The organism is Nocardiopsis sp. iso_186, assembly GCF_056173365.1.
In genome coordinates this window covers 5,358,854-5,371,212 of record NZ_CM149670.1, presented here as the reverse complement: position 1 = coordinate 5,371,212, position 12,359 = coordinate 5,358,854, and the positions used below count along the sequence as shown (strand labels likewise).

Here is a 12,359-nt window from a genome sequence, read left to right as displayed (position 1 = left end):
CCGAGCAGTGGATCGAGCGGGGAGGGGCAGGACGGGATGCGGACCGACACCGCGGGCCTTGAGATCCTCAGGCGAGCCGAGTGCCTGCGCCTGCTCGCCGCGGCACCGATCGGGCGCATCGTCTTCACCGATCGGGCGCTGCCCGCGATCCAACCAGTGAACTTCACCTTGCACGGAGCCGACATCATCGTGCGCACCGCACCGGACACGAAGCTGGCCCAGGCGACTCGCGACTCCGTGGTCGCCTTCGAGGTTGACGACTACGACGTCTACGAGCGCACCGGGTGGTCCGTCACGGTCGTGGGCATCGGCCGCGCGGTGACCGACCTCGCCGAACTCGCCGAGCTTCGGACCCTCCCGCTGCGGGCATGGGCCCCCGGGGACCGCGCGCACTACATCCGCATCGAGACCGACATCGTCACCGGCCGGCGCATACCCGGGTGACCCGGTCGCGCCCCGGCGGCCGGGGCCGTGATCGTCCCCGTTGCCGACGGATACAGGGACCGTCGCAGGAACCACCCAAGGGCCTCGCCTCTTCGGCGCGAGCCGGTACCGGCCGCGCACCGGCGTTCGCCGACGCCGCCATGCCCGACGGCGCAGCGCTCCAGTACTGTGATGGCCGTAACCACGCGGGGTGTCCCGAGACCGTCCGTTCCCGCGGACGCAGGACTGAGACGGGCCGATCGGCCCGAACCCGTCGAACCTGATCTCGTTGACACGAGCGGAGGGACGTTGGGCATGATTCCTGTTGCCCCTGATGAAACCGGTTTCACAGCCGAGCTGGGCCGTCGGCACGCCGACCTTTTCGAGGCCTTCTACCAGCATCCGTTCTTGCGGGGGATGCGTGCGGGCACACTCGCCAAGGAGCAGGTGCTGCACTACGTCGGCCAGGACCACCAGTACCTGACCGCCTACATCCGCTGCTACGGCCTGGGGTTGGCGCTCTCGCCCGACCGCGAGTGGATGCGCTACTTCCACGACAGCGTGGCCTTCGTGCTCAGCGAGGAGGACCACGCCCACCAGGCGCTGTGCGACTTCGCGGGAACCAGCTACGCCGACGCGCAGGTGGACGTGCTCGCCCCCAGCGCGCAGGCCTACGTCAACCACATGATGGAAGCGGGGCGCGACAGTCTCGCCGTTCTTCTGGCGGCGCTGTTGCCCTGCCCGTGGACCTACCTGTGGTCGGCGCAGCGCTTCCTCGCCGAGGGGACCCTTGGAGAGGACCACCCCTTCCACGGCTGGTGGGCCTTCTACGCCGACCCCTCGATGGGCAGCACCCTGACCCGGCTCCGGGGTCTGCTCGACGAACTGGCGGCTCAGGCGGGAGTTGCGGAGCTGGAGCGGATCGAGAAGGCGTTCGTGGCCAGTGTCCATCACGAGGTCCGCTTCTGGCAGATGGCGTGGTCCCTGGAGGACTGGACCCCCGTAGGCTCCGACAGCTGAGCCCTGCACGGTCGCCAGTGATCCGACCGTGCCACATCTGGGGAACAACCCTGGGGGTGGCTCGCTCCCGGTAGGAAACAGGCCGGGAGCGAGCCACCCCTGCTATGTCGCCTACAGCAGCGGCAGCCCGCTGTTGATGTCCACGCCCTCGGTCAGTCCGCCGAGTAGGTCACCCGGCGCCACGGAGTCCGTCCGCGCCTCGGGCAGACCGATCGTGCCGGCGGCGGAGGCCAGCCCGGTGACCTGGCCGACAGCGGAATCGATGCCGGCCTGCTGCACCTGGACCTGGTCCCGCAGCTCCTTGGTGGTCGCCGGTGCGACCGTGCCGGGCAGTGCGGTCACGTCGCTCAGCTCCGGGAGCCCGGCGGGCAACCCCACCGGCGCGGCCTGCGCGCTGCGCGCGGGCGCGGGCAGGGTGACGGGCTGCTCCGGCAGCACCACGGTCTGGTCGGGCAGCGCAAGCGAGCCCGGCAGACCGGCCAGGGCGGCACCGCCGGGAAGCGCGGACGCAGTGGGCAGCGCGGCCAGGTCAACCAGGTCAACCGGGGAGCTCTGGTGCACCTTCGTCGTGGGAAGCCCGTTGGCCCCCAGCGGGGTGGCCACCCCGGGGTCGCCGATGATGAGCAGGCGGGGGAGGGTGGCCAGGCCGGTGTTGAGGTCGCCCAACTGGCTGCCCAGGTCGGTGGCCTCGGCGGGCGACAGCTCCGGTGCGGCCTGGGAGGTGCGGGGCAGGCCGCCGAGGGACGCGGTGATCGGGCCGGTGATCTTCTCGGCGACGGTGCCGGTCTGGGCCACGGCGTTGAGGTCGGTGGCGGAGCCGTTGACGATCGCGGCGGAGGCGATCCCGCCGCTCAGCGCGACGAAGCCGGCAGTCAGCAGGAGGGTCTTGGCGGACGTACGGGCGAAGGTGAACATCGTGGTCTTCCTCGTGTCGGGTGTTCGCTGGCTGGCGCGTCGGTCATGGCCCTGGTGCGAAACCGACCCACGCGCGGGGAACGGCCGTGCCGGGCGGCGTGGCCGAAGGGGGTGGGGCCCGGAAACGGGCGGGTGCTTCCGGGCCCGGTGAAAGGCGGTCCGTACTACAGGAGGGGCAGCCCGGGCAGTTCGTCGGTGATCGAGCGGTCGGAGGTGGTCACGCCGGTGTCCACGGGCAGCTCGGGGAGCCGCTCGACCGCCGACAGGCGGGGCAGGCCGGGAAGTTCGACCGGGACGGACACGGGGGACGCCTGCTGCTGGCGGGGCAGACTGGCCAGCAGGTCGTTGGTCAGTTTGGTCTCGGTGAGCACGTCGCTGGCGGCCTTGCCGACGACGTGGGCCGGAGTGGCGAGGTTGGTGCCGGTGACCAGCCCGCTCGGGGCCTGCTCCTGGTTGGTGCCGGGAATCCCGTTCTCGAAGTGCGGGAGGCCGGCCGGAACGCCGGCGGGTGTTGCGGGGCCGCTCTGGAACTGGCGGGGGGCAAGCCCGACGACCGCGTCGGCCAGCTGTTCCTCGATGGCGGGTTCGGCGTTGAGCACGCCCATGTCCACGCCCTCCAGCGGTGACAGCGCCGTGCCCTGCTGGCTTTCGCGGGTGCCGCCGGGCAGTGCGGGAAGCTCGATCCCGGTCAGTTTGGTCACGAGCTGCTGCTCGATGGAGTCGCGCCCGCTCAGGACGCCGACGCTGCCGCCCTCGATCGGAACGGCAACAGTGTCGGGACGGCCCGCCGGGCCGGCCTGTGCGGTGCGCGCAGTGCCGGGCAGGCTCGCTCCGTCGAGCATGCGGGTCAGGTCACCGGTGGACAGGCCGGCGACAAGGGCCTCTGCCGGTGCGATCAGCTCACCGACGGACGGGGTCGCGATCAGGGTGTCGGGCTGCTGCTGGGGCAGGTCGGCCAGGTCGGTGCGGTGGTGCTGGGGCTCGCGGGCGCCGCCGGTCAGCGAGTCCAGGTCCAGCTTGGGCACCAGACCGGTCACGCCGCCCAGCGCCGGGCCCCCGAGCTGCGTCTTTTCGGTGAGGTCGGTGCCCAGGCCGGCGGTCGCGCTGTCCGCGACCGACTTCACCGTCAGTTGGCCGGCCCCCTCGTTCAACTGGTCCGCGCCGGCGCTCAGCTGGCTCGCACCGTCGCCCAACCCGTCCAGCAGCGTGTCCGCTCCGTCGCGGACCTGCTTCGTCCCCAGGTCGGAGGTCGCCCGGTGCGACTGCGGCGAGCGGGTGTCCAGTGCGCTCAACGGGGTTTCGGCCAAAAGTTCCCGCACACCGGTGGCCTCGTCCACCTCGTCGGAGACCTGCTCGGGGATTCCGGCCACGGTCGGAACGTGCGGGGCGACGGTACCGGCGGGAGCGCCTGCCAGGGTCTCCACGACGCCTCCGGTGGGCGTGAGCCCCAGGCCGGTCGGGCCGCTCTGGGGCAGGCGGCCCTGCCCGCCCAGGGCGCCCGTGGGCAGGGCCTTGGTCAGACCGGTCGCACCGAGCGCGTCCGCGCTCCCGCCGAGAGGGGCACCGAGGTTTCCGGTGGGCAGCATACTGTCCGCGACTGCGATTCCGGTTCCCAGGCCGACGAATCCCGCCACCCCGGCGGTGAGCAGAATGGCTTTGGCGGATTTGCGGGCGAACGTGAACATAGAGGTCCTTCGGTGTTGTCAGTGGGGGCGGGCCTGTCCGGCCGCGCCGCGGTACTCATGTGTGATTAGGGGCCGGCCGCCTCGCGTGTCCGAGGACGGTGCGGGCTGGCGTGCCGGGAGTCAGCTGTGAGGTCTGGCGGACCACTGGCTGACCTGAATCCCGTGGGACGGGGTTACGGGACTCAGGTCAACCCCCAGCGGAAGAGGCGCTGGGAGGGGGAGCCGCCGGCCGAAGGCCGGTACGGGCAGGGGCTGTCGCACGTGCCATGACGTCTGCGAGTGCCTGCTGTCGCCGGGAAGAGATCCGGCGGTCGGTCCGGTCGGCTAGTCGGGGGAGGAGAAGTGCTCGTCCGCGGGCTGCTGCGGGACGAGTTCCAGCGCGTGCCTGGTCGCCGACGCCAGCGCATCGCCCTTGGGGGCGACGGGCTGGTGGGCCAGGTATCCGGCGAACCCGCCGGGGAAAGCGCCGCTCTGTGCCTGGGGGGACCCTGCTGAGACGGACTGGTGCGCTGACGCGACCGGTTCGTCGGGCAGGACCGGCGCCGGAGCCGGTGCGTGCGTCAGAGCGCCCGCGGTGAACGCGGTCGGTCCGCTCCGGGCTGCGGGCTGGTGAGGTGACACGGAAGGAGAGGGAGAGGGGGAGGCATTGAGGACCGGGGCCTCCGCGGATTCGCGGGGGGTGGGCTCTGCCTCGGTCTCGGTCCCGTTCTCAACCGCAGGCTCCGCCGGCAGCGTTCGGGGCGGTACGGCCCTGGCGGGCCCGGCCGGCTGGGTGATGCCGACGATCGCACCGACGGGCGTGGTCAACTGGTGAAGCCCCTGGAGGTCGGGAAGGACGATTTCGGGGTGTTGTTCGCCGACCACAGTGGCGGGGACCGTCTCGGTGACTGCCGAACGGGCTCCGCTCACGATGTTTTCCGCCGTGTGAGCGACCGAGAGGAGTTCCGTTCCGGCCGTGCTGTGTTCCGCGGCTGTCGTGGTGACCGCCTCGGTGGCGCGGTCCAGGGTCGCCAATGCGTCGGCTCCGGCCGGCGCGGAGCCGACCAGCCACGCCGTGGCCATGAACCCGCCGATGACCATCAGGCGGCGTGCCATTGGGGACCTCAGGGCACGGGCGACACCGAAGGAGCGCGTCGTGCGCTCTTTTCGGCTGTTCCGTGCCACAGCGTGGTCCCCTCGACGGCGGCAAGCCTGATTGTCGCTCAGAGTGGCGATCGGCTACGAAAAGTGACCGTAGCATGATCGGTTGTGACCGCAACCCGAATTCCGGGAAATCTTCGGGCCCCAACCCATCAGGTATGTCCGTGGGGCGACCACCTGGCCCGGGAGGCCCCCGTGGAGGCCGGGACGGCCAGAAGGCGCCGGTCATCGGTCGGTGCGACGGCTCGGGACCAAAGGCCCGGGCGAAACCAGGGCTTTGGACCGCTGTTAGGCCGTGCGTCACACGGTTTACTCGTTCAGGTAGCGGGGCCGGGGCGTGCGGTCCTCACCCCGCCTGCCACCCCTTCGGGGCGGTGCGCATGAAGCGAGGTCGAATCCGAGGCCGCCGTCGCGGCCTTCTCGCTCATGATGACCCCGAGGTCAGGAGCCCGGACCGGTACGCGGACCCGTCCGGGCTCCACTCCTCCCGCCGTGGTGTGCAGGAGAGCGGCAATCCATTCGGTCGCTCCGGAACACCTCCCCAATGTCACGGTCCTCGGCCACGATCGCCCCGAAACCGTCTATCTGAAAGGGATTCAGGGTCCGAACGGTGGCCCGGTTTGCTCTCATTGCGGTGAATCAGGGGATAGCGTGGTCTCGGAGGTATGGACACGTGCCCGAGCCCCCGGTGCGCCCAGAGCGCCCATTGCTGCCCCAAATGCGGTTGGACGAGTTGCTCACCGAGGTCCAGGCCCGCCTGGCCGACGCACTCTCCACCAGAGACCGGCTCCACTCGCTACTGGAAGCCGTCGTCTCCATCGGCGGTGACCTCGATTTGGCCACCGTGCTGCGAAGACTCACCAAGGCCGCCGCACACCTGGTCAACGCCCGTTACGCCGGTCTGGGGGTGGTGGACCACAACGGCAACGTCAGCGAGTTCATCCCCGTCGGCTTCACCGAAGAGCAGTTCCGGCGCATGCCGCACTACCCGCGCGGCAAGGGCCTGCTCGCCTACCCCACCCGCGAACGCCGTTCTCTGCGGTTGAGCCGGATGCAGGATCATCCGAGCTTTCACGGGTTTCCCGAAGGCCACCCCCCGATGACCACCTTCCTCGGTGTACCCATCCAGGTGCGCGACGAGGTGTTCGGCAACCTCTATCTCACCGAGAAGTACGACGGCGGCGAGTTCGACGAGGACGACGAGGCGATCGTCAGCGCGTTGGCCACTGCCGCGGGGGTTGCCATCGCCAACGCCCGACTCTACGAGGAGAGCCGCCAACGGGAGCGCTGGCGTTCGGCCTCCACCGAGATCACCACGCGGTTGCTGTCGGGGGTGGCGGCCGAGGAGGTACTGGCCTACCTGGCCGAGCAGGCCCGCGAGATGGTCAACGCCGACATCGCCGCTGTGATGCTGCCCGACTCCCAGGACGGTTACCTCGTCGCCGAGATCGCCGAGGGCGCAGGCGCCAAAGAGCTGCTCGGCATGGCAGTCGAGGTGGAAGGGACCGAGTGCGGTTCCGTGTACCGCAGGGGCGAGGGGGTCATGGTGGCCGACCTGCGCGAACTCGCCCTTCCGTTCCCGCCGGAGTACGATTTCCGCCCCGGCCTCCTCGTCCCCCTCGGTTCGCCCCACCATGCCCGCGGCGTCCTCTTGCTGGGCAAAGCCGGACTGAGCAGCCCGTTCAACCCTGCGGCGCTGGGAATGCTGAGCGCTTTCTCCGGCCAGGCGGCCGTCGCCCTGGAGTTGGCGGAGGCGCGCCACGACGCCGAGCGGCTGGTCGTGCTCGAGGACCGCGACCGTATCGCCAAGGACCTGCACGACATCGTCATTCAGCGGCTGTTCGCCTCCGCCATGACCTTGATGAGCACGGTCCGCATGATCGCCGATCCCGAAGCGGGCAACCGCGTCCAGCGCACGATCGACGACCTGGACGAGACGATCCGCGAGATCAGGTCCACCGTCTTCGCGCTCCAGGCGACCACCGAGGTCCAGGAGGCATCTCTTCGCGGACGCATCCTCACCACGGTGGAGAACGCCGCACACACGCTGGTCTGCCGGCCCGGTGTCGGGTTGGACGGGCCGATCGACGCCTCGGTCCCCGACGACGTGGGGGACCACGTGCTTGCCGTGTTGCGCGAGGCCCTTTCCAACGTGGCCAGACACGCCAGCGCCGACGAAGTCCACGTCAGTGTGCAGGCGGAGGACGGCGAGCTGCGATTGGAGGTCGGCGACAACGGAGTGGGCATCCCTGAACAAGGCCGCCGCAGCGGACTCCGCAACATGGCCGAGCGCGCCACCGGGTTGGGGGGGCACTTCGCCGTCTCCCCGCGGGCCGGCGGTGGCACGCTCCTGGAATGGGTTGTCCCCATCGGCTAGCGACCCGGTTCGATGGGGTGATGCGCGCGCCGGTCGCCCGGGACGCCGACGGGCCGGAGCCCCACTGCGGTCCGTCCCGGGAAACACGTCGGGCGGGGCGGACTCTTGTCCACCCCGCCCGAACGGGAGAAAAGGGCTACTCCTCCTCGGTGCCGAGCCCGAGCCCGTTGGCGCAGGGGTTGGAGGTCGCGTCCCGACCGGTGATGGAGTCCTCTTCCGTGCCGCTCTGCTGCCCGACCGGCTCCGTCGGCGGCTCCGCAGGGTAGGAGGGCGAGGGGTCGGCCGAGGGGCTCGCCTCGGGTTCCTCGGGTTTTCCGGTCTCCAGCATCGCGTCGGTCACGGACTTGTCGTTGTTGATCGCCTTGAACAACTGATCGGCTTTCTCCTCGTCCCAGACCACCCGGTTGGGGTCGGAGGGCGCCTGCCACCAGGGAACCGTGTAGAAGGCGATCTCGTGCAGGTCCACGTCGGCCAGAGTCGAGCCGATCGAGACCATCGTCTCCAAGGAGAGGTCGGCGTCGGTGGCGGTGTACTCGGTGACAGCGGAGAGCAGCGAGGTCATCCGGCTGGGGCTGGTCAGCACCTTGCTGCTGGTGACCTGTGCGGCCAGCGCTCCGAGGAACATCTGTTGGCGGTCGATGCGCCCGATGTCGCCGCCGTCACCGATCTCGTAACGGGCACGGACGAACGCAAGGGACTGCTCGCCGTCCAACGTCTGCTCGCCCGCCTCCAGGTCGAGCTTGGCGCGCTCGTCGCTCATCGGCTCCGGGATGCACATCTCCACCCCGCCGACCGAGTCCACCATGTCGCGGAAACCCACGAAGCTCAGGTGCACGAAGTGGTCGATGCGGATCTCGGTGAGTGACTCGATCGTCTTGACCGCGCAGGGGGGCCCACCGTGGAACAGGGCGGCGTTGATCATCCCGTAGTAGCCGTAGGTTCCCTCGGAACCCTCGTAGGCCGAGCACTCCGGCAGTTGCACCAGGGAGTCGCGGGGGAAGTTGACGACGGTGACGCCGTTCTCCGGAGAGATGTGCGCCAGCATCAGCGAGTCCGAGCGTTCGCCGACGAAATCGCGGCCTCCGTAATCGGCGTTGCCGTCCTCCCGGCCGTCGGAGCCGATGAAGAGGATGTTGAGTTCTTCGCCGATCTTGGGCGGGCGTTCCTCGTCGGCGAGGGCTGTCCCGAGGTCGTGCTGCACCATGTTGGAGCGCAGCGACCGGTAGTAGGCGTAGGCGGTGCCCACGCTCGCGAGCAGGACCACCACGAGTATCCCGGAGGTCCAGCCGAGGACGCGCGCCCATCGCCGGCGCCGGCGCGGAGGCTCTGTGGGGGCTGCCGCAGGGGCGTCGGGTGCGGGGACGGGGGCGTCATCGGACATGAATGGAGGGTGCCTTCTGTCGGCTGCGATAAGAGTGCCGGACGGCGAGGGGCGAACATGCGCGCAAGACATGGCGGGAAAAGTCACCGCGAAACATCACGTCCGTCCGGTATAGAGCCGATCTTACGAGACTTGGCTGTGAAAAGCGCGTGTGGGTCGGCCGCCGGTTCCCGGTGCGTTCGGCCGACCGGCCGGAGGCGTCGAGAAGTCAGTGCTGGTGGGAGAGGAAGGGGGCGGGGCCGATCCGATGACGCAGGGGTGCAGCTAATGCGAAAAGTCCGTATTGATCCAGTTCGGCGCGCTTTTTTGGTGGTGGTCTCGGTGTTGCTGTGTCGATTCGGCGACAAGACGATCCATCGTCGGGTCGCAGAGAGGAAACGCCTTATAGGGTGCACACGTTTGCAGTTTCTGTGTGCCGCGCGCTGTCTTCACCGCTCTGACCGGGCTTATAGGTGCGCGGCCGGCATCGGCGCGTTGAACCGGACCCCCTTATGCCACTTTCCTTCGGCACAGCGGATGACGAACCCGTCCGCTTGCCGCACGTCCACTCCCACGAGCAGCAGTCCGACCTTGTCGAACGGGTCGCGGCCGGGTTGCGTGCTCATCCGCGGATCATCATGGAGGCGCACACCGAACGCGATCAGCAGCGCATCGTCGCGGCGGGAAAAGTAGCGGGCAAACAATTGAAGCGTGGGGTCGTCACCACGGTGGTCGATGCCTGGGCGCTGGTTGAGTTCGACGACATGGCCGACCGGTTTCCGGTCCCACCCGAGTCCGGTGATCCGAACGCGGCGGAGTCGGGGCGGTTCCTGCCGCACGTGCAACCGGTCTCGCTCGACCAGCACCGTCCCCCGGAGCTGCCCAGCCGCGTGCCAGGGGCCGGCCCCAAGCCGGGCAAGCGCAGACGTGTAGGTGAGTAGAACCGGGCGTGGGAGCGGCTCCTCCCAGCACGCCCCCACACCCGGTTCCCGGCCCGCCCGGTTCCAAGGCCCCATCCGCAGGGGCCTACACCGTTCAGACCTGCTGTTCCACCGTCACCTTGAGTCGGAAACCGGTTGATGATTCGGTGTGGTCACGGTCGTCGCCGGCATCGGCCAGGCGGACCTTGAGGTAGAGGACGCGGTCCTGCCCGGCGGGCAGGGCGAGCCGATCGGTAGGGATCGGCCGGCCGGACGGCTCGGCGCCGGTGGCGATGCGTCGCCAGGTCAACACGGGGTCGTTCCAGTCCTGTGCGGCCCGTGTGCTGGAAGCGATCTCCAGGGTCCTGCTCAGCGGGGGGGTTCCGGTGTCGGAGACCTCGATGCTCTCCAGCCGGGTGAGCGTTCCGTCGAGGTCGCCGGTGTTGGTCAGGGTCAGGGCGAAGGCACCGTTGCGCGGCCACACGTCTCCCGGACCTGCCTCGGTGAAGTCGATCGTGATGGTGTCACCACCGCCGGGAGAGGTCGAGAGTTCCACCGAGAGCCGTCCCGCGGTCACGGGCTGGGGGCTTCCGGAGGTCTGCGCGGTGAAGGATGCCTGGGTGCCCAAGATGATGCCGCAGAGTGCTGCTGCAGCAGCTACCGCGCTGATCGCCACCAGCGTCGGCTTTTTGAGCCTCATCCCCGCGCTTCCTCCTGTCCGCTTCTCCGCTTGTTCGTTCTCCTCCCCGATTAGACCTGACCGAGTCGGACGCTGAACACGAATTCCGTGTCCGCTCCCTGGAACCGATTGTCGTGCTCAGGGGTGCCGTTGGGCCACCGCAACTGGAAACGCAGTTCGCTGGAGGTTCCTGCGGGCACTGTTGCGGGTGCTCGCCGTAGGGTTTCCAGCACCGATCCCGACTCCAGTCGGATCCATCCGCTGCCGCGCCCCCAGTCGGGTTCCCGTGCGCCGGCGACCATCCCGTAGCGGACTTCCAGGGCCTCGCTCAGGTCGGGGGTGTTCCCGGTTCCTTCGCTGGTCACTGTGAGATCCAGCGCCTCGAACTCGGCGAGGATCGATCCGGAGTTGGAGATGACCAGCGAGTAGGAATCGCGGGGGGAGGCCGGCCACTGGCCGCCGGGGGCGACGAGACCGAGTTTAAGCGGTCCGCTGGTGCCGTCCGGCGAACGTTCGTTGATCTCGACGGTGAGGTCGCCGGCGGTGATCTCGTTGGAGGGGGTGGTGTCGGTGGCGGTGAAATAGGCGTAGGTGCCGCCGATGGACAACAGCAACGCGCTGGTTGTCGCAGCAGCACCCAGGATAAGGATTTTCCGCTTTTTCATATCGCGTCTCTCTCCACTGGGGGTTGGTGAGCGCGGAACGTCCCGCACCGGTGGGGGACCGGTGCGGGACGGTGGCCGCGTACGCTAGCGGCCCTGGTTTTTCTGGTCCAGGTTGACCTGGAACTTGAAGGAGGTCGTGGCGTTCTTGTAGGGATTGTCCTGCTCGGGGGTCCCGTTGGGCCATTGGAGCTGGAAGTAGATGTAGACGGAAGCGCCTGCCCGCAGGGTCTTGTTCCCGGACAGGCCGCTCAGCTTGCCCACGCGCAGGGCCTCGTAGCTGCCGGCGTCCCACGAGCCGGGTTCCCAGTTGGTGGGCTTGATGACGGCGCGGATCTGGAGGCGGTCGGCCAGGTTGGGCTGGCTTCCTCCCAGCTGTACGACCTCCAGCGAGTTGATGTCGCCGTCGATGGACCCGGTGTTGGTGACCTTGATCCGGTACCAGTCCGAGCCATACCAGGGCTGGTGCAGGCCCTGGACGTAGACCTGGCCGGGAGCAGCGTTCTCCACCTTGACCGGGAAGTCGGCGAGACCGCTGCCGTTCTGGCTGATCTGCAGACTCAGGTCGCCGGCCGAAATGGTCTGGTCGGCGGTCTGGGCGCTGTCGGTGAAGTAGGCGTAAGTGCCGCCGGTGATCGCCACCGCAGCACCGATGACCACCGCTGCACCGAGCCCGGCGATGAGCTTCTTACTCTTGCTGGTGGCCATCTGGAGGTCCACTTCCTTCCACGCTGTCTGCCTGTTGATAAGGCCCGGGGGATGAGCGGGTTGGAAGGGCGACACACCCGGAGGGGAAGTCCGGGCGACAGCAAATGGTGGGCGCGTCGAACCGGCCCGTTACCCGTGATCCGGCCATCCGGTGATACCGGGTGGCGGGGAGACGGGCAGCGGGCCGGTCAGGGGGATGTAACGCGCTGCCCGGGTCCGGACGGTGCACTGTCGCCGTCCGTCATCGACCCTTCCAACCTGCCGGGAATCACTCTGCCCGAGACCGGTGTTGCGGTCATCCTCAAAGTGGACGAAGTGCCTTTCCCCCTTTTTGGCGATGCTGCGGCCGGTATCGGAGCGAAACAGTGAGTGTGGACATGCGCGTCAGTAATCGACAATGGACAACCGTAGAGCCGGGCGATCCGGGTCCGGGAGCGAAAGCCATGAGCGTGAAGCGTGCCGACCGGTAC

The 12,359-nt window shown here is 69.0% G+C and carries 11 protein-coding genes and 1 riboswitch; of the genes, 4 read left to right on the top strand and 7 right to left on the bottom strand.

Going from position 1 to position 12,359, the window contains the following annotated elements; translation table 11 throughout:
* Positions 1–36 precede the first annotated feature (36 nt).
* Both AC0VYP_RS23465 and tenA read left to right on the top strand, forming a co-directional pair.
* The gene (locus tag AC0VYP_RS23465; protein WP_475471869.1) at positions 37–444 is read left to right on the top strand and encodes a pyridoxamine 5'-phosphate oxidase family protein; all 408 of its coding nucleotides are present in this window, start codon (positions 37–39) and stop codon (positions 442–444) included.
* A 176-nt stretch (positions 445–620) separates the two neighbouring features.
* Positions 621–747: riboswitch (TPP riboswitch) on the top strand.
* The gene (tenA, locus tag AC0VYP_RS23460) at positions 739–1,443 is read left to right on the top strand and encodes a thiaminase II (protein ID WP_475471868.1); all 705 of its coding nucleotides are present in this window, start codon (positions 739–741) and stop codon (positions 1,441–1,443) included. (Overlaps the previous riboswitch by 9 nt.)
* A 111-nt stretch (positions 1,444–1,554) precedes the next feature.
* Here the strand turns inward: tenA and AC0VYP_RS23455 are convergent, their stop codons facing one another.
* The 3 genes from AC0VYP_RS23455 to AC0VYP_RS23445 form a co-directional block, all read right to left on the bottom strand.
* Positions 1,555–2,358 (bottom strand): hypothetical protein, encoded by an 804-nt coding sequence (locus AC0VYP_RS23455; RefSeq protein WP_475471866.1) that lies wholly within the window; start codon positions 2,356–2,358, stop codon positions 1,555–1,557.
* Between the two features lie 164 nt (positions 2,359–2,522).
* Positions 2,523–4,043: a hypothetical protein gene (locus tag AC0VYP_RS23450; RefSeq protein ID WP_475471864.1), complete on the bottom strand. Its 1,521-nt coding sequence runs from the start codon at positions 4,041–4,043 to the stop codon at positions 2,523–2,525.
* A gap of 324 nt (positions 4,044–4,367) precedes the next feature.
* Entirely contained in the window at positions 4,368–5,138 is a 771-nt protein-coding gene (locus tag AC0VYP_RS23445) for a hypothetical protein (RefSeq protein ID WP_475471862.1), read from the bottom strand.
* 763 nt (positions 5,139–5,901) lie between these two features.
* Here AC0VYP_RS23445 and AC0VYP_RS23440 point away from each other — a divergent pair.
* The gene (locus AC0VYP_RS23440) at positions 5,902–7,560 is read left to right on the top strand and encodes a sensor histidine kinase (protein ID WP_475474349.1); all 1,659 of its coding nucleotides are present in this window, start codon (positions 5,902–5,904) and stop codon (positions 7,558–7,560) included.
* Between the two features lie 136 nt (positions 7,561–7,696).
* Here the strand turns inward: AC0VYP_RS23440 and AC0VYP_RS23435 are convergent, their stop codons facing one another.
* Positions 7,697–8,941 carry an LCP family protein gene (locus AC0VYP_RS23435; protein ID WP_285758137.1) on the bottom strand — a complete coding sequence of 415 codons (1,245 nt, stop codon included), beginning with the start codon at positions 8,939–8,941 and terminating at the stop codon, positions 7,697–7,699.
* Between the two features lie 491 nt (positions 8,942–9,432).
* Here AC0VYP_RS23435 and AC0VYP_RS23430 point away from each other — a divergent pair, with 491 nt between their 5' ends.
* Positions 9,433–9,861: a hypothetical protein gene (locus tag AC0VYP_RS23430; protein WP_285758139.1), complete on the top strand. Its 429-nt coding sequence runs from the start codon at positions 9,433–9,435 to the stop codon at positions 9,859–9,861.
* Between the two features lie 94 nt (positions 9,862–9,955).
* On the opposite strand, the gene AC0VYP_RS23425 is transcribed toward AC0VYP_RS23430, so the two are convergent.
* The 3 genes from AC0VYP_RS23425 to AC0VYP_RS23415 form a co-directional block, all read right to left on the bottom strand.
* A complete protein-coding gene (locus tag AC0VYP_RS23425; protein WP_475471861.1) occupies positions 9,956–10,540 on the bottom strand; it encodes a SipW-dependent-type signal peptide-containing protein in 585 nt (194 codons plus the stop codon).
* 50 nt (positions 10,541–10,590) lie between these two features.
* Positions 10,591–11,184 carry a SipW-dependent-type signal peptide-containing protein gene (locus tag AC0VYP_RS23420; RefSeq protein WP_285758141.1) on the bottom strand — a complete coding sequence of 198 codons (594 nt, stop codon included), beginning with the start codon at positions 11,182–11,184 and terminating at the stop codon, positions 10,591–10,593.
* 84 nt (positions 11,185–11,268) lie between these two features.
* Entirely contained in the window at positions 11,269–11,889 is a 621-nt protein-coding gene (locus AC0VYP_RS23415) for a TasA family protein (protein WP_285758142.1), read from the bottom strand.
* Between the last annotated feature and the right edge of the window lie 470 nt (positions 11,890–12,359).

Bases quoted from the DNA above. Each gene is read 5' to 3' on its own strand.
- AC0VYP_RS23465 (WP_475471869.1), top strand. From the start codon at position 37: ATGCGGACCGACACCGCGGGCCTTGAGATCCTCAGGCGAGCCGAGTGC.
- AC0VYP_RS23430 (WP_285758139.1), top strand. From the start codon at position 9,433: ATGCCACTTTCCTTCGGCACAGCGGATGACGAACCCGTCCGCTTGCCG.
- AC0VYP_RS23450 (WP_475471864.1), bottom strand. From the start codon at position 4,043: ATGTTCACGTTCGCCCGCAAATCCGCCAAAGCCATTCTGCTCACCGCC.
- AC0VYP_RS23455 (WP_475471866.1), bottom strand. From the start codon at position 2,358: ATGTTCACCTTCGCCCGTACGTCCGCCAAGACCCTCCTGCTGACTGCC.
- tenA (WP_475471868.1), top strand. From the start codon at position 739: ATGATTCCTGTTGCCCCTGATGAAACCGGTTTCACAGCCGAGCTGGGC.
- AC0VYP_RS23425 (WP_475471861.1), bottom strand. From the start codon at position 10,540: ATGAGGCTCAAAAAGCCGACGCTGGTGGCGATCAGCGCGGTAGCTGCT.
- AC0VYP_RS23445 (WP_475471862.1), bottom strand. From the start codon at position 5,138: ATGGCACGCCGCCTGATGGTCATCGGCGGGTTCATGGCCACGGCGTGG.
- AC0VYP_RS23435 (WP_285758137.1), bottom strand. From the start codon at position 8,941: ATGTCCGATGACGCCCCCGTCCCCGCACCCGACGCCCCTGCGGCAGCC.
- AC0VYP_RS23415 (WP_285758142.1), bottom strand. From the start codon at position 11,889: ATGGCCACCAGCAAGAGTAAGAAGCTCATCGCCGGGCTCGGTGCAGCG.
- AC0VYP_RS23440 (WP_475474349.1), top strand. From the start codon at position 5,902: ATGCGGTTGGACGAGTTGCTCACCGAGGTCCAGGCCCGCCTGGCCGAC.
- AC0VYP_RS23420 (WP_285758141.1), bottom strand. From the start codon at position 11,184: ATGAAAAAGCGGAAAATCCTTATCCTGGGTGCTGCTGCGACAACCAGC.